Annotated in this window: 15 protein-coding genes; 6 read left to right on the forward strand and 9 right to left on the reverse strand. The window is 69.1% G+C overall.

Translation table 11 applies throughout. From position 1 onward, the window contains the following. Nucleotides 1–6: 6 nt before the first annotated feature. The 3 genes from TBIF_RS06965 to TBIF_RS24415 all read right to left on the reverse strand — a co-directional run bounded on the left by TBIF_RS06965 (nt 7) and on the right by TBIF_RS24415 (nt 4462). The gene (locus TBIF_RS06965) at nt 7–1596 is read right to left on the reverse strand and encodes a DNA polymerase Y family protein (RefSeq protein ID WP_024794115.1); all 1590 of its coding nucleotides are present in this window, start codon (nt 1594–1596) and stop codon (nt 7–9) included. Beyond that, the gene (gene imuA' / locus TBIF_RS06970; protein WP_051461401.1) at nt 1593–2378 is read right to left on the reverse strand and encodes a DnaE2-dependent mutagenesis accessory factor ImuA'; all 786 of its coding nucleotides are present in this window, start codon (nt 2376–2378) and stop codon (nt 1593–1595) included. Before imuA' ends, TBIF_RS06965 begins: the two co-directional genes overlap by 4 nt. Nucleotides 2379–2656: 278 nt before the next feature. After that, on the reverse strand, nt 2657–4462 hold the full coding sequence (locus TBIF_RS24415; protein ID WP_024794117.1) for an HNH endonuclease signature motif containing protein: 1806 nt from the start codon (nt 4460–4462) through the stop codon (nt 2657–2659). A gap of 235 nt (nt 4463–4697) precedes the next feature. Between TBIF_RS24415 and TBIF_RS25640 the strand changes: the two genes are divergently transcribed. From TBIF_RS25640 to TBIF_RS23115, 3 genes are all read left to right on the forward strand, one after another. Then, nucleotides 4698–5111 (forward strand): hypothetical protein, encoded by a 414-nt coding sequence (locus TBIF_RS25640; protein ID WP_158506321.1) that lies wholly within the window; start codon nt 4698–4700, stop codon nt 5109–5111. Nucleotides 5112–5119: 8 nt separating this feature from the next. Then, on the forward strand, nt 5120–6286 hold the full coding sequence (locus TBIF_RS06985; protein WP_024794119.1) for a low temperature requirement protein A: 1167 nt from the start codon (nt 5120–5122) through the stop codon (nt 6284–6286). A gap of 254 nt (nt 6287–6540) precedes the next feature. Next, the gene (locus TBIF_RS23115; RefSeq protein ID WP_158506322.1) at nt 6541–7839 is read left to right on the forward strand and encodes a beta-propeller fold lactonase family protein; all 1299 of its coding nucleotides are present in this window, start codon (nt 6541–6543) and stop codon (nt 7837–7839) included. A gap of 26 nt (nt 7840–7865) precedes the next feature. Here TBIF_RS23115 and TBIF_RS06995 read toward each other — a convergent pair whose 3' ends face one another. After that, nucleotides 7866–8510 (reverse strand): response regulator, encoded by a 645-nt coding sequence (locus TBIF_RS06995; RefSeq protein WP_024794121.1) that lies wholly within the window; start codon nt 8508–8510, stop codon nt 7866–7868. Beyond that, nucleotides 8507–9646 (reverse strand): sensor histidine kinase, encoded by a 1140-nt coding sequence (locus TBIF_RS07000; protein ID WP_024794122.1) that lies wholly within the window; start codon nt 9644–9646, stop codon nt 8507–8509. The genes TBIF_RS06995 and TBIF_RS07000 overlap by 4 nt, the downstream gene beginning before the upstream one ends. 108 nt (nt 9647–9754) lie before the next feature. Between TBIF_RS07000 and TBIF_RS07005 the strand changes: the two genes are divergently transcribed. Continuing rightward, nucleotides 9755–10312: a hypothetical protein gene (locus tag TBIF_RS07005; RefSeq protein ID WP_024794123.1), complete on the forward strand. Its 558-nt coding sequence runs from the start codon at nt 9755–9757 to the stop codon at nt 10310–10312. A 7-nt stretch (nt 10313–10319) separates the two neighbouring features. On the opposite strand, the gene TBIF_RS23120 is transcribed toward TBIF_RS07005, so the two are convergent. Together TBIF_RS23120 and TBIF_RS07015 are read right to left on the reverse strand one after the other, a co-directional pair. Further along, the gene (locus TBIF_RS23120; RefSeq protein ID WP_200182832.1) at nt 10320–11261 is read right to left on the reverse strand and encodes a hypothetical protein; all 942 of its coding nucleotides are present in this window, start codon (nt 11259–11261) and stop codon (nt 10320–10322) included. A gap of 115 nt (nt 11262–11376) precedes the next feature. After that, a complete protein-coding gene (locus TBIF_RS07015) occupies nt 11377–12246 on the reverse strand; it encodes an LLM class flavin-dependent oxidoreductase (protein WP_024794125.1) in 870 nt (289 codons plus the stop codon). A 142-nt stretch (nt 12247–12388) separates the two neighbouring features. On the opposite strand from TBIF_RS07015, the gene TBIF_RS07020 reads away from it, so the two are divergent. Next, nucleotides 12389–14200 carry a feruloyl-CoA synthase gene (locus TBIF_RS07020; RefSeq protein WP_024794126.1) on the forward strand — a complete coding sequence of 604 codons (1812 nt, stop codon included), beginning with the start codon at nt 12389–12391 and terminating at the stop codon, nt 14198–14200. A 34-nt stretch (nt 14201–14234) separates the two neighbouring features. Here TBIF_RS07020 and TBIF_RS07025 read toward each other — a convergent pair whose 3' ends face one another. Together TBIF_RS07025 and TBIF_RS07030 are read right to left on the reverse strand one after the other, a co-directional pair. Then, nucleotides 14235–15032, reverse strand: a complete 798-nt coding sequence (locus TBIF_RS07025) for a sugar phosphate isomerase/epimerase family protein (RefSeq protein ID WP_158506323.1) — start codon at nt 15030–15032, stop codon at nt 14235–14237. A 77-nt stretch (nt 15033–15109) separates the two neighbouring features. Beyond that, nucleotides 15110–17431, reverse strand: a complete 2322-nt coding sequence (locus TBIF_RS07030; RefSeq protein ID WP_024794128.1) for a sulfatase family protein — start codon at nt 17429–17431, stop codon at nt 15110–15112. Between the two features lie 678 nt (nt 17432–18109). Between TBIF_RS07030 and TBIF_RS07035 the strand changes: the two genes are divergently transcribed. Next, nucleotides 18110–19702, forward strand: coding sequence for an ABC transporter substrate-binding protein (locus TBIF_RS07035; protein ID WP_024794129.1), 1593 nt, complete (start codon nt 18110–18112; stop codon nt 19700–19702). The last annotated feature ends 7 nt before the right edge of the window (nt 19703–19709 follow it).

The following is a 19709-nucleotide window of genomic DNA, read 5'->3' on the forward strand; positions in this document are numbered from 1 at the left end:
CGACGATCACTCGTACCTCCCCTCCACCGTCCAGGCCCCGCCCCGGCAGATCAGCAGCAGCGCGGGTGCGGGGCTTTCCCCGTCAGAATCACGAGACCCCGGCAGCACCTGCGCCCGCGCCGCGCGGAGGCCCAGCACCGGATCCCACCAGCTCTCATCCACCGGCCACGGCCCCGCCCACCGCTCCACCCGCCAGGCCTTCTTCAACCAGCGCAGGGTCCGCGGGTCCGCGCTGAACATCCCGCGGGCGGTCACGAACACTGGATGGCCCACGCCATCCAGCAGCTCCACCGGAGTCCGCTCCCCCTCTGTGCTGAGCACCGACGGCGCGGGCGCGGGCAGCTGTCCGGGCCAGGGCGCCGACGGATCGGCCCGAGGCAGAAGCTGATCGCCCCACGGCAGCAGCGTGATCTGCTCCGCGGGCCCGCGCCCGCCGCTGCGCACCCCGATCTGCACGGCATCGCCGCCGAGCAGACCCTGCACCCGGGAGACGGCGCGTCGGGCACGGTCCTGCCCCTCCCCCGCGCCGCCGAACAATCCCAGCTGCAGCGAGCCCGAGGAGACGACCTCCACGGGCTCGAGCCGCAGCACGGCGATGCCGGCGCTGGGCTTCGCGGCGTTCTTGCCGGAGAGCCAACCGTCCATCTGCCAGCGCACCCGATCCGCCGTGCCCGCGGGGGTGAGTGGCTCGGCGCAGCGCCAGGTGCGGCTGTGCTCCTCCCCCGCCTCGGTAACCGCGTGGATCAGCAGCCGGGTGCAGGCCACGCCCGCCGCGGCGAGCCCGGCGTGCAGCCGCTCCGCGAGCTCGCGCCCGGCAAACGCGGCCATGTCCACGCGGTTGATCGGCGGCTCGCACACCTTCTCCACCGCCAGCTCCACCGCGACCCCACGCGGGGCGGGTGCCCGCTCTGGCTCCCCGCACGCCAGCCTGTGCGCGCGCACCGCGTCCGCGCCGAACCGAGAGGCGACGTCCACCCGCGACAGCCCGGCGAAAGCCCCGAGCGTGCGAATCCCCATGCGCCGCAACAGGTCCACTAAGTCCGCACGCCCCGGACCGGCCAAGCTGGGCTCATCCACCAGCGCGGACAGCGGCAACGGCGCCAGAAACGACGGCCCATCGCCCGGCGCCACTAGGCGGGCGACCTTGGCCGCGACGACAGCCGTCGACAGCTCGTCGGCGATGCCCACCTGGCACTCGACGCCCACCGAGGCGGCGGCGTCGATCAGCGGCTCGGCCACCGCGTGCTCGTCGCCGAAGTAACGGCTGGCCCGGTTCGCGGAGAGCACCAGCAGACCCGGGCGCAGGATCTCCACGCCCGGGACGATCTCCTCGACCGCGCTCACCACGGGCTCGAAGAGCCGGGCGTCGCGGTCCTCGTCCGCCGCCAGGACCATCAGCTCCGGACAGCGCGATTGCGCCTCGCGCCGCCGCAGGCCCCGCCGCACCCCGGCCGCCCGAGCCACCGCAGTGCACGCCAGCACCCGGTTCGCCGCGGTCACCGCGACGGGCAGCGCGGGCGAGAGGTCCTTATCCGCGGCCGCGGCCACCGCGGGCCAGTCCGGGCACCACAAGGCCAGGATCCGACGGCCGCTCATCCCACTCGCCCGATCACAGGGACGGCCGCGGCGGTGGTCAGCCCACGCCACTGCATTGCCTGGCCCTCGCCGTGCCCCAGGCCGAGCCTGGCGCTGCGCAGCGGGAAGGACCGCCCCCGCGCCCGGACCGAGAGCTCCAGCCCGCGCAGCCGCCCGCAGCCCACGCCGAGCCCCTCATAGTTGCCGACCTGCGAGTCGATGCGCGTCTCCGCGCCCTCCCAATCCCCATCTGTGACCACCAGCGCGGTACCGCGATTTCGGGCGCGGGCCACCACCGCCCGAGAGCGGCTGGGTGGCACCACCAGCCCGCCCAAGTCCAGCACCACCAAATCCATGCCGTCGAGCAGCACTGCGGCCACCCCGACCCGGTCCACGCCCGGATCGGGGACCAGCGCCACCCTGCTCAGGTCCGCACCCATCTCCACAGCCGCGAGCAGCCCCAGGCCCTTGTGCCCGATCACCGCCGCGTGCCCGCCGTCGGCCGTGACCGACGCGAGCATGCCGAGCAGCAGGGACGTCGAGCCCGTGACCGAGGTGACCGAGCCGCGGGCGAGCCCCCCATCCGGCAACAGCGCGGCGAGGCCCGGCGGGGCCGCGAGCACCCCGCGGACACTGGCAGGACTCCGCTCGGGCTCCTCCGACGCTGGCGGCCCCTGCGCGACGGGGAGGGTTCGGAGCATGGGCCGCGCCTCCTCGGCCCGCTCGACCCGAGCCGGGACCGCGGCCATCTTCCGCCGCAACGCCTCAATTTGCTCCCCCCGAGAGAGCGATTCCAAACCCATACAACCCACCTCCGCCCCCAGGTCCGCCAGCATGATCACGGGGAAGGCGTGATCTCACATTATTAGAATGATTGTTCGATAACTCAAGTAAACCCGACCGTGGATAGCCCGTCAACCGCCCAGATCAGCGCCGACAAACCCTTCGATCCGCACGCGTCCCAGCACCCGAGAACCTCTGCGAGGAGGCACCCTCTCATCCACCACTGACATCGGCAGCCCAGCCCCGATACCGACGGCAGCACGCAGGCAAGACTGACCCGAAACCGCCTAGTCTCCGGCTATTCCCGTTTTGGTGGGGGTTGCGGTGACGCTGTCGGTGGCGGCTCCTGGCCGCCGGGCACCCTGCGAGCCTTGGGGATATAGCCGGGTGGGCCGGGGAACTCCTCCTGCGGTTCCAGGTACTCCTCGGGGAACAGGTAGTGATTGACCCGTCCCCGCCGCTCCGGGTCGATGCACGCCGGCGGGTGCCAGACCGTGCGGAACGGATACCGGCTCGTGGGCGGGGCGATGGTGGTGGCCCAGTCGTGCTCGCCGGGCCCGACCAGTCCGTGGTGTTCCGGGCAGGCGAAGGCCAAAAGCTCGATATCGGTGTTCCCGTTCTCGGCCCACTCGTCGGTGTGGTGGACCTGGCAGGAATAGCCCGGCCGGGTGCACCCGGGGTGGGTGCAGCCGCGGTCCCCGGCGTAGAGCACGATCCGCTGATCCGCCGACGCCAACCGTTTCGAGCGGCCCAGATGCAGTGGCCGGCCCTCACCGTCGTAGATCACGAGATAGTGGTGGGAGTGGGAGGCCATGCGGATGGCCTCACGGATCGGGATCATGGTGCCGCCCCCGGTCATGGCGTTGCCTGTGGCGGTCTCGAGCTGTTCGAGGGTCATGGTGATGATCGCGGTGACGGGCAGTCCGTTGTGCTGACCGAGGCCGGGTGCGCCGAGTGCCCAGCGGAAGAGTCGTTTCAACGCGTCGTGGTAGATCTGGCCTTGGCTGCGGCGGTCCCGGCTGGCGGCCGCGGACGAGTCCGCAGTGTCGGCCGCATCGGCATCGTGTGGCGCATCGGCGGCATCTGATTCAGTGGCGTCCGGGGTGGGCGTGGATGGTTCCGGTGAATCGGCGGGCTCGTCGGGAGACGGGCTGGGTTCTGCGGGGCGGGGCTGCTCCGACGGTTCAGCGGCCGCGGCGGCCTCGGCGAAGTAGTCGAACAAGTCCTGCTGAGCTGGGGTTGGGTCTGATGGGCAACCCCGACCGCCCGCACCTGAACCTCCACCCGCGCCCGGGCCCCCAGTTGTCGGCGCGGCCCGGTCTGCCCGGTCGTCACCTGTGCCGAGGTCCGCGGCGTCGAAGATCGGGTGCTCATCGTCAGGGTTCCCCACCCCGGGCTGCCCGGCCTTCGCCAAATACGCCTCCACATAGGACCGTGTCTCCGCGTCGATGCAGAAGGAGCCGCGGGTGAGCTTGTCCCTACCCTGCCGGCCCATTCGGAAATACGTTTTGCCTTTCCGCTCCTCCTCGTCGGGGAGATCGCCGTCGGGGTTGAGGTGGGCCTCGATCTGCCGGGCCGCGGCATCGACCTCGTCGGGGTCCGTCTGCTTAGCCAAATCGACCAGCTGCTTCTCGGCCTTGCCCTTCTCCTCCGCAGGGATGTCGGTGGGGAGGCGCTTGAAGAATTTGAGGATCACGTCGGCGTGCTCGGTGTTGATGTCGCCGTCGCGCTGGGCATCCCCGGTGGGTGCGTGCTCCCCGTGGATGGGCTGACCACCGATCCCCACACCGGGGCCCAACAGGACCGCGCTGGCGATGCGTCGTTTCGCGTCGGCGGTGGTGATGTGGAGACGCTTCGACAGCACGATGTAGAGGTGCGTGGCGCCAAGTTCGGTGGCGGCGTTTTGTTGGCCGAGTTGGTTGATCAGCTCGTGGCTGATGCCGGGGATGGTGCGGCTGATCCGCTCGAACCCCTCCACGACGTCGAGGCGGGTGAGGTTGTCGAGATGGTCGAACTGCCGGGTCGCCAACTCCTTGACGGAGGCGTGGGCGAGGTCGAGGAGTTCCGCGGCGGAGAGGCCGTCGAGTTGCCATTGATGAGACATCGCCCCTCCCTCCGTGGGATCAAAGATTCGTAGTTCTTTGAGATACCTGGAGGCTATCTGGACCCTCTGACATTCCCCGGCCCCAGACAGCCAAAAATCACCCCCATTCGATAACGGTACGGTAACGATTGCGGCATCACTCGGCGCGCCGTCGGAGGAAAAGGCCATAGCCAAGATTCCTACCCCTGGCACCGGCGACCTCGTATCGTCAGCACCTCCACCCGCCGCCGCTCCCTTGGGTCTGCTGTTCGACCTGGTCTTCGTCGTCGCCGTCAGTCTGGCCTCGGCGGGCTGCACCGCGAGATGCTGCCCGAGTTCCCCCGCCCTACCTCGGGTCGATCCCCTTGTGCTCGGCCTGCGGCTCGGGTGGACGTCCCGCCGGGCGAACCGCGCCGACACCAAGCCTGCGGCAGGCCGGGCAGCTCCCGGGATCCTCGCCGTCACCGCGATCGCCGTGTCCAACGGCGGCGACAACGGGATGCCGGTGGTCCTCATCGCCATCGGCCTCACGATCATGATCGGCGTCGTGGCGTTCGGCCTCTGGCCGGGGCCGCGGTGCCCATGGCCCCCATCCGCGCTGCGCGCCGCCCCGAACGGTCGTATCGTCAGCACCCTCCACCCGCCCAGGCGAAGGGACCGACCGCTGTGATCACCTCCATGCGCCCGCGCGACCCCGCCGAGGAGCACCGCGCCGCCACTCCCCTGGAGCTGCTGTTCGACCTGGTCTTCGTCGTCGCGGTCAGCCTCGCCTCCGCCGGAGTCCACCACGAGATCTCGGCGGGCCACGTGGCGAGCGGGCTCGTGGGCTTCGGGATGGTGTTCTTCGCGATCTGGTGGGCGTGGATGAACTTCAGCTGGTTCGCCAGCGCCTATGACTGCGACGACGCGCTCTACCGCGTCACCACCCTGGTGCAGATGTCCGGCGTGCTGATCCTCGCCGCCGGCATCTCGGATGTGTTGGAGCACCGCAGCTTCACCCTCGTCGTCGTCGGCTATGTGGTGATGCGCGTGGCGATGGTCAGCCAGTGGGTCCGCGCGGCGCGGGCCGACCCGCCCCGCCGCCGCGTCGCGCTCGGGTACGCGGCCGGTATCGCCGTCGTGCAGATCGGCTGGGTCGCGTGGCTGGCCGTGCCCGAGCCGTGGCAGCCGTGGACCTTCCTGGCGCTGATGCTGTGCGAGCTGGCGGTGCCCGCCGTCGCGGAACGCCAGGGCCCGACGACGCCGTTCCATCCCGAGCACATCGCCGAACGCTATGGCTCGTTCACCCTGATCGTCCTGGGCGAGTCGGTGCTGGCCTCGACCACTGCGATCATCGCCGCCCGGCACGAGGTGGAGCACCTGGGCGCGCTGGTCGTGATCGCCGCCAGCGCCATGGTGATCGTGGCCAGCATGTGGTGGCTGTACTTCGACCGGCCCCAGCACCACCTGCTCGGCGGAATCGGAGCCTCGCTGCGCTGGGGCTACGGGCACTACCTGGTGTTCGCCGCCGCGGCCGCGGTATCCGTCGGGGTGGAGATGGCGCTCGACGTTCGCAGCCCCGGTGCCACGGTCTTGGGCACGAGCCAAGCCGCCGCCGTCGCCACCGTGCCGATCGCCGTGTTCATCGTGATGTTCTGGTTCCTGGCTCTGCGGTCGGTGCGGGACGGGGTGCTCGACGCGATCGCGCTCGGCGGGGCCACCGCAGTCGGGGCCTCGACGTTCCTGCCCGAGTCCCTGCCCATAGCTGCGGGGCTGACCGTCCTCACGGTGCTGGCGGTGTCCGTCCGCCGCCGAGGCCTGGAGTCGGCCTCCAGCTCAGGCCAGGCCCCCAGCGCCACTGCGTAATGAGATCGACGGCTAGCTCAATTCAGTTCTTGTGCTGTCGTCTATTTTCACCAAGATAATGATCTATCAATTCCGAAACACCAGTCATCCCTCCGAAACCTTGGCATGCAGAAAATGAGGATGTAGTTACCATTGCGAACTAGATTAGAGCGAATGTCCATATAAATTCAGAATTTCTATTATGTTCGTCGAGTATGGCTAATTCTATGGCCGCCCCGCGCCGGACGCGGAATACTCGAAATGGAAACATCACCATGTCCATAATTGAACGGTTCCCCTCGAGCGCACGACGATCTCGGATATCGGCGGCCCTCGGCGGCGCGATATTGATCGTCGGTGCCATCCTCACCGCCGCAGGACCCGCATCCGCCGCCAGCGTCATCACCGAGGTGACCGTCGGGGAAATGCCGATCAGGGTGGCGATCGCACCCGACGGCCAACGCGCCTACGTCACCAACCGGGGCAGCAACACCGTGTCGGTGATTAACACAGAGGCCAATGAAGTCATCGCCACCATTGACGTTGGCCGGACTCCGTACGGGGTGGCGGTCACCCCAGACGGATCGCGCGCCTACGTCACCAACCACGGCGGCCACTCGGTGTCGGTGATCGACACAGAGGCCAATAGTGTCGCGACCACCGTCCAGCTCCCGACCGGTTCAATTCCCCGTGCCGTGGCAATCACCCCCGACGGGCAATATGCCTATGTCGTCCATCAGTCCGGAGCCACTGTTTCGGTGATCGACACCGACACCAATACCGTCGTTGGCACCATCCGTGTCGGCGCGGGCCCACGGGAGGTGGCGATCGCGCCCGACGGCCTGCATGTCTATGTCACCGACAATATCGATAACACGGTGTCGCAGATCAGCACGGAAACTAACACGGTTGTCGACACAATCTCCGTCGGCACGGACCCATTGGGCGTGGCAGTCACGCCCGACAGCCTCGGTGTCTACGTCGTCAACAACACCGATAACACGGTGTCCCAGATTGATGTGGCCACGGGAATAGCCACCGCCATCCCCGTCGGCGCGAAGCCCATGAACGTGGCAATCACCCCGGACGGCCAACAGGTCTATGTCACGAACCACAGCGACAGCACCATGTCTGTGATCGACGCCGGATCCAGCGCCGTCACCAGCACGTTTCTTGTGGGGAAAGGCCCTGAGGGGTTTGCGATCACCCCCGACGGCCTAGGCGCCTACGTCGCCCAGTCTGGCAGCGGCCTGGTGTCGGTCATCGCATTCGATCAGGCGCCGACCATCAGCGGCACACCGCCCGCCGGCGGCGTCGGGCAATCCTACGACCACACCTTCACCCTCACCGGAGAGCCGATCCCGACCACCCACGTCACCAGCGGCGCTCTACCCGAAGGCATGGAACTCTCGCTCGACGGCGTCTTGTCCGGCACCCCCACCGAACCCGGGCAGTTCGCGTTCACCGTCACCGCGTCCAACGACGTAGGCGCCGACGTGGGGCTGCCCGTCGTCCTCGACATCACCACCGACACCCCGACGCCCGCGCTCGGCTCACTCGGGAGCGTCGGCTGACGGAATGTCGGCTGACGGAATAGCGCCTACCGCCCCTGCGCCATGATCGCCGCCTGGATCCGGGACTGCAGCCCCAGCTTCCTCAGCACCCGCGCCACATGGGTCTTGGCGGTGGTCTCCCCAATCTCGAGCCGACGCGCGATCTGCCGGTTCGAGAGCCCCTCGCCAAGGCAGTCGAAGACCTCCCGCTCCCGCTCGGTCAGCTCGTCGAGGCCCTCCGGAGTCGGCACCTCGGCAGCGAAAGGCACCGAGGCCGAGGCGAATCCGGCGATAACGGCGCGGGTGACCTCCGGGGCGAGAACGCCGTCGCCGTCGTGGACCGCGCGCACAGACCGGATCAACTCGTCCGCGGAGACGGTCTTGAGCAGGTAGCCCGACGCGCCCGCCCGCAGGCTGCCGAACACGTACTCGTCCACCTCGAAGCTCGTCAGCACCAAGACCCGCGCGCCCGACTCCGCCGTGATCGCCCTCGTCGCGACGAGGCCGTCGACCCCCGGCATCCGGATGTCCATCAGCACCACGTCGGGCCGCAGGGCCCGTGCCTGGGCGATCGCGACCGCGCCGTCGGCCGCCTCCCCCACGACCTCGATGCCGTCATCGGACTCGAGGATCATCCGCAGGCCGGCGCGGATCGCGGCGTGATCATCGGCGAGCAGCACACGAATGCTCATCGGGCGCCCGCGATCGGCAGCGCGGCCTCGATAGTCCACTGCCCGTCCGACGCCTGCCACGACGCCCTGCCGCCGACTGCCAGCGCCCGCTCGCGGATGTTGCGCAGCCCATGCCCAGTGCCCGGATGGGGCCGGTCCCCGAGCGCATTCTGCGAGGTGATCACCAGCTCGTCGACCGCCGCGGAAAACCGCAGCTCCACGTCTCGTCCGGACGCATGCCTCGTCGCGTTGGTCAGAATCTCCTGCACGATGCGGTATCCCGTCAGGTCGGTGTCGGTGTCCAAGCCTTGCGGCGGCGCTCCGACGACCGCCACGGGCGACCCGCTGGCCCGCGCCGAGTCCACGAGGACCGCGATGTCCCCCAGCCGCCCTGCCGTGGTGGGCGCGTCGGACTCGCTCTGGAGCAGCCCGATCATCGTCTGCATCTCGCCGAGGGCCTCGACGCTGTTCGCGCGCACCGAGGCCAACACCGCGATCGCGCGCGCCGGATCCTTGTCCCCCAGCCGCAGCGCCGCCTCGCTCTGGATCGCGATGGCGGACAGGTGCCCGGCGATCACGTCGTGCAGGTCTCGGGCGAGCCGCTGCCGCTCGGAGCCGACGGCGGCCACCTGGTCAAGCTCCGCGACGCGGGCGAGCGCAGCGAACTTGACACGCTCGGCGTCGGCCGCGTCACGCTGGGTGCGTAGCGAGCCAGCCCACCAGATGGGGGTCAACACCAGCAGGGTCCCGACGCCAGCGACCAGCACCCCGGCCGCGACATCCGCCATGTCGATCGCCGCCCACACCGCGACGGCCGCGACCACGGTGACGCCGCCGCGCTCGAGCACCCGCCGCACCAGCGGCGTGCCGCCGAGAACTGCCGCATAGAGCAGGTCGCCATACGCCAACCACGCCGAGACCGACGGTCCCAGTGCGGCGTCGACGACCAGGGGGATGGTGCCGAGGATCAGCCCGAGCAAGGGATGGGAGCGTCGTAAGAGGATGGCGCAGCAGATCGCGGCGAGGACGACCAGCCGCGGCCACCAGCCGACGTCGCTGTAGCCACTAACCAGCGCCGACAGGTCCAGCAGATACAGCAGCGCCCCGCCGGCGAAGTAGCCGAGCGCGATAAGCGCAGATGTGTACCGGGTGCTCACCGATCCATTCGACCACACCACAGGACTGGCCGCGTCCTCCGAAGTGATGACGCCCTTCAGTCCCGACGGCGGACGCGGGCACGCGCGATCGCGTCAAGGGTGAATGGCATGAACAGTCACATCACCGCCGTCATCATCGGCTGCGAGCTCGGGTTCTGGCTCCTGATCGCTGTCGGACTCTCCGCCCGCTATCTGATCCGCCAGCCCCGGTTAGGCGCGATCGTGCTGGCGCTGGTGCCAGTGCTCGACGTCGTCCTGATCGCCGCGGTAACCGTGGACCTGCACGGCGGTGCCGAGGTCACCACCGTGCACCGGATCGCCGGTCTCTATCTGGGGATCAGCGTCGCGTTCGGGGCATACTTGGTGCGCTGGGCGGACGTGCGGTTCGCGTACCTGTTCGCGGACGGCCCCGCGCCGGTGAAGCTGCCGAAGCACGGCCCGGAGGCCTTTCGCCACGAGTGCGCGCTGTTCTTCCGGTGGCTGGTGGCGGCCGCGATCACCGCCGTCGCGGTGCTCGCGCTGACGCTCACCGTCGCCGACGACGCCCAATCCACGGCGCTGTGGGAGGTGTTCCCCACGATCGGCGTCGTGACGGTGATCTGGCTGATCACCGGCCCGGTGTGGGAGCTGGGCGCGGCGCGCTCGGACGCGGAGGCGCGGAGCTGAGCTGCGCCTACGACTCCCGAATCCACGTGTCGTCGGCGCCGTCGAGACGCCAATCCTGCCGCGGGCCGTCAGACTCGGCGACAGCATCCGTGAGCCAGATCGTGCTGCCCGGGTCCCAGCCGGCAATGACCGAGGAGGTGTCGGCGTCGATCTGAAGGGCGCGCGTGGCGCTGCTGAGATAGGCCATGACCGTGAGGTGCACGGCGTCCCACTCGTGCGCGACACGTGCCCAATCGGGGATCACCCATCGGCCGTCACGGCCGGTCGTGCGGAACCAATCGTGCCGTCGGGACGCGGTGACCTCAAGTGGAAAGTCCCGGCACAGATAAACCCAGTCCGCTTCCGAGCGGACCTCGAACGTGCGGCCGGACCCGCGGACGGGGATCGCCGTCGCCTGCTCCCACCCGAGGGAGTCCTCCACCAGGCCAAGTGCGGCGGGCAGGTGGCCGACGGTCTGGACGAGCCCAAGCGGAATCGACCACCAGTGCCCAGTCCAACTCGCGTGGGGGCCGCCTGGCCGTCCACGCACTGCCGATTCCTCCTCGACGCGTGCATCGCGCACCCACTTCGCCAGAGTGTGTTGCGGATCCTTCGGCAGCGGCGGCCGGGCGTTCTCCGATCGCCAATCGATGGCCCACTGCTCGGCCCGGCGAGGCTCCCAGAACCACTGGGTGCTGGGATCCGACGCGAGCCGCTCCGAGAGTGGCTCCAATGCGGACCGGATAACCGGGTGTTCCGCGAGCACGTCTGCCTCCTCGGGTGGCTGCCAATATCTGGCGGAGTCCACCGCCTGTCCCAGCGCGGCCAGTATCCGGTGGTCGTCGAGATCGGACAGATCGAGGGCCAAGATTCTCGCGGAGAGCCGATCCAGCGCGGAGACGAGGTGGGGTCGGGGCGGCTCACGGCCGTACTCAAGCCCGAAGGCGGCGCTGTGAATAGCCGGGTCCAAATCCCTGACGAGCTCCAGGCAAAGACGTCGGCCGCGTGGCCCTGCCAGGAGCGATTCCCCACGTGGAGTCACTTAGCCATCCACCAAATCACCCGCAGCCCAGTCATTTTCGCGGTCACAATGCCGCCGCACCGCCTCGATTCTCGGCGACCTGCCGCCGGATCGCCGGGATGACCTCCCCGGCCAGCCGGCGCAGCTCGTCGTCGTCCGCGGCGTCGAGGACGAAGGTGTCGATGCCGTGCTCGACGGCGAGCCCCGCGCATAACCGCACCAGCTCGGCGGTCTCAGCCTTGCCATTGATGTTGAGGATGCGGCGGATGGCCGAGGGTTCGCGGCCGGCCTCGCCCGCGGCGTCGTCAATGCGGGCGCTGGCCTCCGCGATGCCCTTGTGGTCGATGTAGCCGAGGGAGGGCAGCCAGCCGTCAGCCTGCACGCCGACCAGCCGCAGCATCCTGGGCTTGTAGCCGCCGATCCAGATGCCGATCGGGTGCGCGGGCGCGGGGCCGGGGTGGACTCCAGCAAGCGAATAGAACTCACCGTCGTGGGAGACGGCGCGCTCGTCGGACCACATCAGCCGCAGCACCTCGATGGCGTCCGTGAGCGCGCCGACGGCCTCGCCGGGTGTGCGCCGAGGCCCGCCCATCGCGGCGATGGCGTCCCAGAACGCGCCGGCGCCGAGGCCGAGCTCGACGCGGCCACCGGTCAACACGTCCAGGCTCGCCGCGGCCTTGGCGAGCATCGCGGGCGTGCGCAGCGGCAGGCTCGCCACATCCGGGAACAGGGCCACGCGGGTGGTGCGCGCGCCGAGCACGGACAGCAGCGTCCATGCGTCGAGGAAGCGCCGCTGGTAGGGGTGGTCCTGCACGCCGATCAGGTCGAAGCCCAGCTCGTCGCACAAAATCCCGGAGCGGAGCACCGCCGCGGGGTCCGCCGCGGTTGGTGTCAGGAAGTATCCGAACTGCAACTCACGCCCGTAGTCAGCCATCGATCCACTGTCCCACGGCGCCGGGTCACGCGCCGAGGAATCTGCGGGTCGCCACCTCGACCCCAAAGTAGACTGCTGGACGTGACGCGCGCCACTGACTGGACGTCCGACACCGTGCGCGGCTAGCGAGAAGGGATTGACCATGACCCACCCCCTGTTCTCCTCGCCGTCGATCAGTGTCGACCAGCACGACGACGGAAGCATTGTGATCGCCTCCCGAGACCCCTTGCGCCCCTATCCGACCAGCGTCGTCCACACATTCCGAGCCCTCGCCGCAGCACATCCCGAACGGGTCCTGATTGGTCAGCGGGGCTCGGATGGGCAGTGGCGCACGTGTACCTGGTCGCAAGCGCGCCGCCGCGCAGACCGGATCGCCCAAGGCCTGCTTGATCGTGGACTGGCTGATCAGCCCATCATGATCTTGTCGGGTAACAGCATCGACCACCTGATCCTCACGCTCGCGGCCTATACCGTGGGAGCACCGGTGGTCCCGACCAGCGTCGCCTACGCCCTGCAGAGCGAGGACCACCACAAACTGAAGGCCGTGGCCGAAGTGGCCCATCCCGCGATGATCTTCGCGGAGGATTCCGCCTATCGCGGCGCGGTGGAGGCAATCGGGGTCCAATCCACAGTCGTCTCGGCGACCGGAGATCTCCCCGGCTCCCTCGCCCTGACCGGACTGGAGGCGACGCCCGGGGACGGCGTCGAGGCCCGGTTCAGCTCGATCACGCCGGACACCGTCGCCAAGATCATGTTCACCTCGGGCTCCACCGGGACGCCGAAGGGCGTGCTCAACACGCACGGCATGCTGAGCGCGAACCAGCAGCAGATGCGCCAGGTATGGCCCTTCATCGCGGCCGAACCCCCGATCCTGCTCGATTGGCTGCCGTGGAGCCACACCTTTGGCGGCAACCACAACCTCAACCTGGTGCTGACCAACGGGGGCAGCCTATGGATCGACGACGGCCGGCCCAGCGCCAGCGGCATCACCCAAACCGTCGCCAATCTCGCGGATGTCCAACCCACTATCTACTTCAACGTGCCTGCGGGGTACGCCGCCCTGATCCCCATCCTGGAACGCGATGACGCCGTCGCCGCGTTGTTCTTCAAGAATCTTCGCCTCGGCTTCTTCGCCGCGGCCGCACTCCCCCAATCCCTCTGGGAGCGGCTGACCGCCCTCGCCGCAGCACACGATTCCGCGATGCAGATGACAACCTCGTGGGGAATGACCGAGACGGCTCCCGCCGCCACCAGCACCCACTTCCCCATCACCCGCAGCAACAGCATCGGAGTGCCGTTGCCGGGGGTCGAGCTCAAGCTTCAGCCACACGGCGAGAAAATCGAGTTGCGGCTTAAAGGGCCCAACGTCACGCCGGGGTTCTTCGGACGCCCCGACCTGACCGCCAGCGAATTCGACAGCGAAGGCTATCTCCGGACCGGTGACGCGGTGGCCTTCGTCGACCCCGCAAATCCCGCGCTGGGGCTGACCTTCAACGGACGGATCGCGGAGGATTTCAAGCTCGACACCGGCACCTTCGTCAGCGTCGGCACGCTGCGCCCGAACCTGTTGTCCGCGATGGGAGGACTCCTGACCGACGCCGTCATCTGCGGACAGGACAACACCTATGCGGCGGCGCTCATTTGGCTCCACCCCGAATACGCGGGACACTGCTCGGCGGAGGGCATGCCCGACGATTGGCTCCGCGAGCGTCTCACCGTCGGCCTTGACACGCTCGCATCCACCGGCACGGGATCATCCGGCCGCGTCGAACGCCTTCTCATCCTCCCCGAGCCGCCCAATCTTGATGCCGGCGAGATCACCGACAAGGCCTATGTGAACCAGCAAGCGTGCCGGGATCTGCGGCACACGGATGTGTCCCGGCTGCTTAGTGTGAACCCCGAGAGCGCCGTGATCCTGCGGCGCACAACAGAACTGCCGCCTCGCTCGCACTGACCGCGTGCAGCGCCAAGGGGGAAGGCCGGCATGGTCACTCGCCGAGGAATTTGCGGGTCGCCGCGGCCAGGTGCGCCACCCGCCGATCCATCTCGCCCCGCTCCGCGGTGAAGACCTCCAGGCCGAGAACCAGGTCCGGCTCCGCCGCGCGCAACGCGCGCACCAGCTCCGCGACCGGCGCATCCCCGTCCCCGGGGGCGAGCCGGCCCGTCATCGGCGCATAGACCTCGCCGGGCGCTGGCGTCCTGCGGCCGCTGATCTGCGCCTCGAGTATCTGGCCGGGCTCGAGCCCGGCCAGATCGGCGCCGGTGCCGCCGCCTCGGAGGTGGTGCCACGTGTCGAACAGGACCCCCGCGGCCGGCGAGCCCGCCCGCTCTACGATCCGCAAGGCGGTGGCCAAGTCCGGCAGCGCGGTGCCGGGGAGGAACTCCATGCTGATGCGGGTCCCCGCCTGTGCCGCGCGGTCGGCGATCTCCCGGACCTCCGCAGCCATCACGGCCTCCTCGACGGCGGGGTCGCCGAGGTAGTGCGCCACGTTCAGAGTGCGGGCGCCCAGGTCAACCGTGGCCTCGAGACAGCCATCGAGGCTCGCGTGGCGCTCCGCGTCTGCGGCGGCCCCGTCGGAGCCGGGCAGATAGCCCACCAGTCCGTCGACGACCCCGATCGAAACCCCGGTCCCCGCGAGCTGCTCGCGCCAGCCCGATTCCCGTCGGGCGCGGAAGTACTGCGCGGGCCGCACCGAGATCTCCGGGAATCCATGCCTGGCCGCCAGCGTCGCGAGCTCGACCAGCCCTGCCTCCGGCACGCAGCCCCAGCACAGGGCAGTGCCCACCAAACTCTCCCGCGACTGCGTCATCCTGATCCGCCTCCGTCTGCCGGGTTCCCGTCCTGGACAGACTCCCAGAGAGCTCAGTCCGCCCATGCCTCGGCGGCCCGCTCCGTCTCCGCGATGACGAGGGCGGCGACGCCCTCGGGACCCGGCGTGTAGGTCACGGCACGCAGCCCGCCAGTGTAGCGAAACACGCCGCGGCGCGCCCGCAGGTCACAGGAGACCGGCCCGCGGGCGTCCACGCCAACCGAGATCCCCGTCCACGGCGCCATCCCGACGAGCTGCGGCACGCGCAGAGCACCTCCGGTCGGCTCCCCGTCCACGAACACGTCCAGGTCCCATCGCACATGCGGCGCCACCGCCGCGGACAGCTCCACCAGCCGCGCGCCGACTGCCAGCGGCCCGCAGTCCAGCTCGGTGTAATCACCAAAGGCGTTGTAGCCCAGCCAGAGCCGGCCGCTCTCGACGAATAGCAGGTAGCCGCCCTGCGGGTCACCGTGGGCCAGCAGCACGCCCTCGTCGCCGCGCTCGAAGCCCGTCAGCTCCACGGCGGCGTCCCAGTCCCGGTAGGCGATCAGCCGCGAGCTGCGGTAGCGCTCCAGGACCGGACTGCCGGCGAGGATGCGGACGGGGCGGGCCAGTCGCTGCTCGTCCGGTCGCCGACGCTGCCCCACCCTGTTGCCCAACAGCGGGAAAACGGTGTTCGCCCAGGCCGCCTCGTCCCACGCCTGGGCCAGCTCGGCCACCAGCTCGGGGTGCTCGGCGGCGAGGTCGCGCAGCTCCGTGGGGTCCTGGAGCACGTTGAACAGCTGCCAGCGCGGCTCGTCCAGGCTCGCGGCGGGGTCGAGCAGGGTCGGGTTGAGCGCCAACAGCTTCCAGCCGTCGCGGTAGTAGCCGCGGTTGCCGGTCATCTCGGTGTACTGCTCGTTGTGCGCGGTCACCGCTGACCGGTCCCGCAGGAACCCCGCGGCGGAGACCCCGTCGAACCCCTTCGCGACCAGCCCGTGGCGGGCGGAAGGCCGCGCGACCCCGGCCAGGTCCAGCAGGGTGGGGGCGAGGTCAGTGACGTAGGCGAACTGGTCGCGGATTCCGTTGTCCCCCTCCGCCGTCGACAAGCCGGCGGGCCAGGACAGCAGGAACGGCACGCGCACCCCGCCCGCGTAGGACTGGCCCTTGTAGAACCGGAAGGGCGTGTTCGACGCCTGCGCCCAGCCGCGCGGGTAGTGCACGCCCAGGCGGGCTGAGCCGATCAGCGCCGGGTCGTGCGGGACGTCGCCGACCCACGCCGGGTCGTCCACGCGGGCGAACTCCGCGAGGTAGCTGCGGGTGCCCTCCGGCCCGCCCTCCGCGGTGCCGCCGTTGTCGGTGGTGAACACGATGATGGTGTTGTCGGCCTCCCCCAGCTCGTCGAGAGTGTCGAGGATGCGGCCCACGGACTGGTCGACCGAGTCGACCATCGCCGCGTACACCTCCTGGTAGCGGGCAAAGCGGTCCTGCTGGTCCGCGGTGAGCGAGTCCCAGGCGGGAACATCGAAGCCGCCCAGCACGTTTCGCGCGTCCTCGGTGCCCGCGGGGAAAAGCCCGGCCGCGAGTTGGCGGGCGAACCGGGACTCGCGCACCTCGTCCCAGCCGGCCGCGTACTTCCCCCGGTGCCTGGCGATATCGCTCTCCTTCGCTTGCAGCGGCCCGTGCATGGCCACGTGCGCGAAGTAGAGGAAGAACGGCTTGTCCGCGTCGTGCGCCCGGAGATCCTTGATGTAGGAGACGGCCTTGTCGGTGAGGTCATCGGTCAGGTAGTAGCCCTCCGGGTACTCGTCGGTGTCTACCGCCGAGTTGTCCGAGACCAGCTGGTTGGGGTGGAAGAAGGAGTTGAGGCCCTCGAGGGAGCCGTAGTACCGGTCGAAGCCGCGCTGCGTGGGCCAGGAGTCCCGCGAGCGCCCGGGCCCCAGGTTCGCGTCGCGGACCAGGTGCCATTTGCCGACGGCGTAGGTGGCGTAGCCGCCGTCTCGGAGGATCTCTGGCAGGGTCAGCACGTCGTCGGCGAGCTCCAGCCGCAGGCCGGGGTAACCGGGGTCGGCGTTGGCGACGAATCCGTAGCCCGCCCGGTGCGGGTTGAGCCCCGTTAGCAGCGCCGCGCGGGACGGGGAGCACAGCGGCGTGGTGTGGTAATTCGTCAGCCGCACACCGGAGTCCGCGATCCGGTCCAGGTTGGGCGTGGGGATCTCGGAGCCGAAGGGTCCGATGTCGGAAAAGCCCATATCGTCGATGAGCACCACCACGATGTTGGGTGCGCCGGCTGGGGCGGTGGCCACGGCGGGCCAGCTTGGGGTGGACGCAGCAGCGGTGCGGCCGACCGTGCCGCCGAAACCTTCGTAGCCGCGGGCATTCTCGGGAATGGGCATGGGCGGGGAACCTCATCTCATGGGAATCGCCGCGAGACTCGCGCGGCACGTCCACCAGTAGAACACCGGAGAGCGCCCCAGTACACACAAATAATCACCATGATTGAAACCAATAAAATCAGCGTGACGCGAATAGATCGAATCACGCTGACGGAATGTTCCCGCAGGCAAGGAGCCCGCGTCCATCCCCAAGTCCCGCTACCAGCCAAGTCCGACGATCGCGGGCATTTGGTGGTCACGGCGCCGGCCGCTACTTTGATCCTCATGCCCAGCAACCTCCCCGCCGCGACGCAGACCACTCAGGTGGCCCGCGCGTCGAGTGCTGGTCGAGGCCGAATGCTAGGGCTATATTGCCACGGGCACTGTCAGCGGCGACCCATGTGCCGTCAGTCCTGACCCAACACCCGCACTAGCGCAGCCTGTTCGGCCAGCACGCCACGCCCTGCCTGGCTCACCGAATCACCAGCACCCCGCTATGGGCAGCACCCCAGCCATACACCGGCTACACGATTCGATTTTCTCCTCGGACGATTCTTCGCCGAGGCCGAGGTCGAATCATGTTTCCTCATTTCTGCGCAATTGAGTTTCCCCACTTAATTGCCCCGAACCGTGCATTTGATATCGCCCGATCGGACGAATGCATTGTCATCGCCACTGCCATCTCCTAAAGGAAAACTTGTGAGCATCTTCTCGTCGTCCGCCGCCAGTCGGCGCACTCTTGTGCGGTTCGCCGCGCTAGCCGCCGTCGCCACCGCAACCATCGCGGGCTGCAGCAACGCCGCTGGCGAATTGCGCTCGGGCGGAGCCACTTCGGGCTCTGAGACCCCGGTGGACGGCGGCACTCTCAAGGTGGGCGTCCTGCAGGACCTGACCGCCGGCGGGCTCATGACAGGGACCACCAGCACCCAGATCCTCAACTCCGGACTGGTTTACGACCGCCTGGTGGAGTACTCGGCCGGCACGCTCGAGCCGCAGCCCTCCGTGGCCACCGGCTGGGCCGTCGCCGAGGACGGGCTGACCTACACGCTCACGCTGCGCGACGACGTGAAGTACCACTCCGGCCGCACGCTGACCTCGGCCGACGCCGAGTTCTCGCTGCGCGCATACACCGATCCCGTGTGGAACGCCCAACTGCGCAGCACCGCCGCCGCGATCACCGGATATAACAGCAGCGACCCCACCACGCTGGTCCTCACCCTCGATCAGCCCATTGGCAACCTGTTCGACCTGCTCTCGATGGTCCCACTCATCGACTCCGAGACCGTCGACCAGCTACGCGCCGGCGAGGCGTACATCGGCACCGGGCCGTTCGTGCTCGACTCACGGACCCCGAACTCCACCATCGTCTACAAGGCGAACGACGCCTACTGGGCCGAGGGCCAGCCGCATCTGGACGGTATCGAGGCGCAGATCATTCCTGACACGAACAGCCTGCTGGCCAACCTGCGTGCCGGCCAGATCGACGTGAGCGGCGAGCTGACGAGCCGCGATGTGAACACCGTCGGCGGGCTGGGCGGCTTCGAGGTGCTCGAGAACGACGCCGCCGCCGCGAACTCCTATATCGGGATCAATGTGACCGCCCCGGGCCTGAGCGATGCGCGGGTGCGCCAGGCCATCGCCTACGCCGTGGACCGGGACCGCATCGTCGACGAGGTCTACCGCGGCGCCGCCTACCCGGCCGTGCTGCCGTGGCCCAGGCGCTCGCCCGCCTATGACGAGGCCGCGAATCAGGCCTACGCCCGAGACCTCGACACCGCCCGCAAGCTCATCGCCGAGGTCGGCGAGATCCCGTCGATCCCGCTGAGCTACCCCACGGGCAACCCGACGTATGAGCTGGCGGCGCAGATCGTCCAGGCGAACCTCGCGGAGGTCGGCATCACCGTCGATCTCGTCCCAGTCGAGTACAGCGTCGCCATCAGCAAGCTCATCGCCGGCGAGTTCCCCGGGATGTGGCTGCTGACCCACGGCTTCGCCCAGTACACCCCGTCCACGCTGACCGTGAGCGCCTTCCCGTTCAACGCCAGCCGCAACGCCTCGAACTACGAGTCGGCGAGCTACCGCGCGGCGGCCGAGGCCGCCTGGCACGTCGCCGACGGTGCCAGCCCCGAGGCGCTCGAGCGCTACAAGACGCTCAACTCGGAGTTGCTGGACGGACTCTTCGTCATCGAGCTGGCCTCCATCGTGCCGCGCACCGTGACCTCCGCGCGAGTGCACGGCTACGCGCAGAACCGGCGCGGCGAACCACTGCTCGCCGGCACCTACCTGAGCTGACCACGGC

Origin of the sequence: Tomitella biformata AHU 1821, from assembly GCF_000524475.1 — a bacterium.
Lineage (GTDB): Bacteria > Actinomycetota > Actinomycetes > Mycobacteriales > Mycobacteriaceae > Tomitella > Tomitella biformata.

What these genes read in the sequence shown, in the direction of transcription:
- TBIF_RS24415 (WP_024794117.1), bottom strand. Translation starts at nt 4,462, where the DNA reads ATGTCTCATCAATGGCAACTCGACGGCCTCTCCGCCGCGGAACTCCTC.
- imuA' (WP_051461401.1), bottom strand. Translation starts at nt 2,378, where the DNA reads ATGGGTTTGGAATCGCTCTCTCGGGGGGAGCAAATTGAGGCGTTGCGG.
- TBIF_RS07015 (WP_024794125.1), bottom strand. Translation starts at nt 12,246, where the DNA reads ATGGCTGACTACGGGCGTGAGTTGCAGTTCGGATACTTCCTGACACCA.
- TBIF_RS06985 (WP_024794119.1), top strand. Translation starts at nt 5,120, where the DNA reads ATGCGCCCGCGCGACCCCGCCGAGGAGCACCGCGCCGCCACTCCCCTG.
- TBIF_RS06995 (WP_024794121.1), bottom strand. Translation starts at nt 8,510, where the DNA reads ATGAGCATTCGTGTGCTGCTCGCCGATGATCACGCCGCGATCCGCGCC.
- TBIF_RS06965 (WP_024794115.1), bottom strand. Translation starts at nt 1,596, where the DNA reads ATGAGCGGCCGTCGGATCCTGGCCTTGTGGTGCCCGGACTGGCCCGCG.
- TBIF_RS07020 (WP_024794126.1), top strand. Translation starts at nt 12,389, where the DNA reads ATGACCCACCCCCTGTTCTCCTCGCCGTCGATCAGTGTCGACCAGCAC.
- TBIF_RS23115 (WP_158506322.1), top strand. Translation starts at nt 6,541, where the DNA reads ATGTCCATAATTGAACGGTTCCCCTCGAGCGCACGACGATCTCGGATA.
- TBIF_RS07005 (WP_024794123.1), top strand. Translation starts at nt 9,755, where the DNA reads ATGAACAGTCACATCACCGCCGTCATCATCGGCTGCGAGCTCGGGTTC.
- TBIF_RS07030 (WP_024794128.1), bottom strand. Translation starts at nt 17,431, where the DNA reads ATGCCCATTCCCGAGAATGCCCGCGGCTACGAAGGTTTCGGCGGCACG.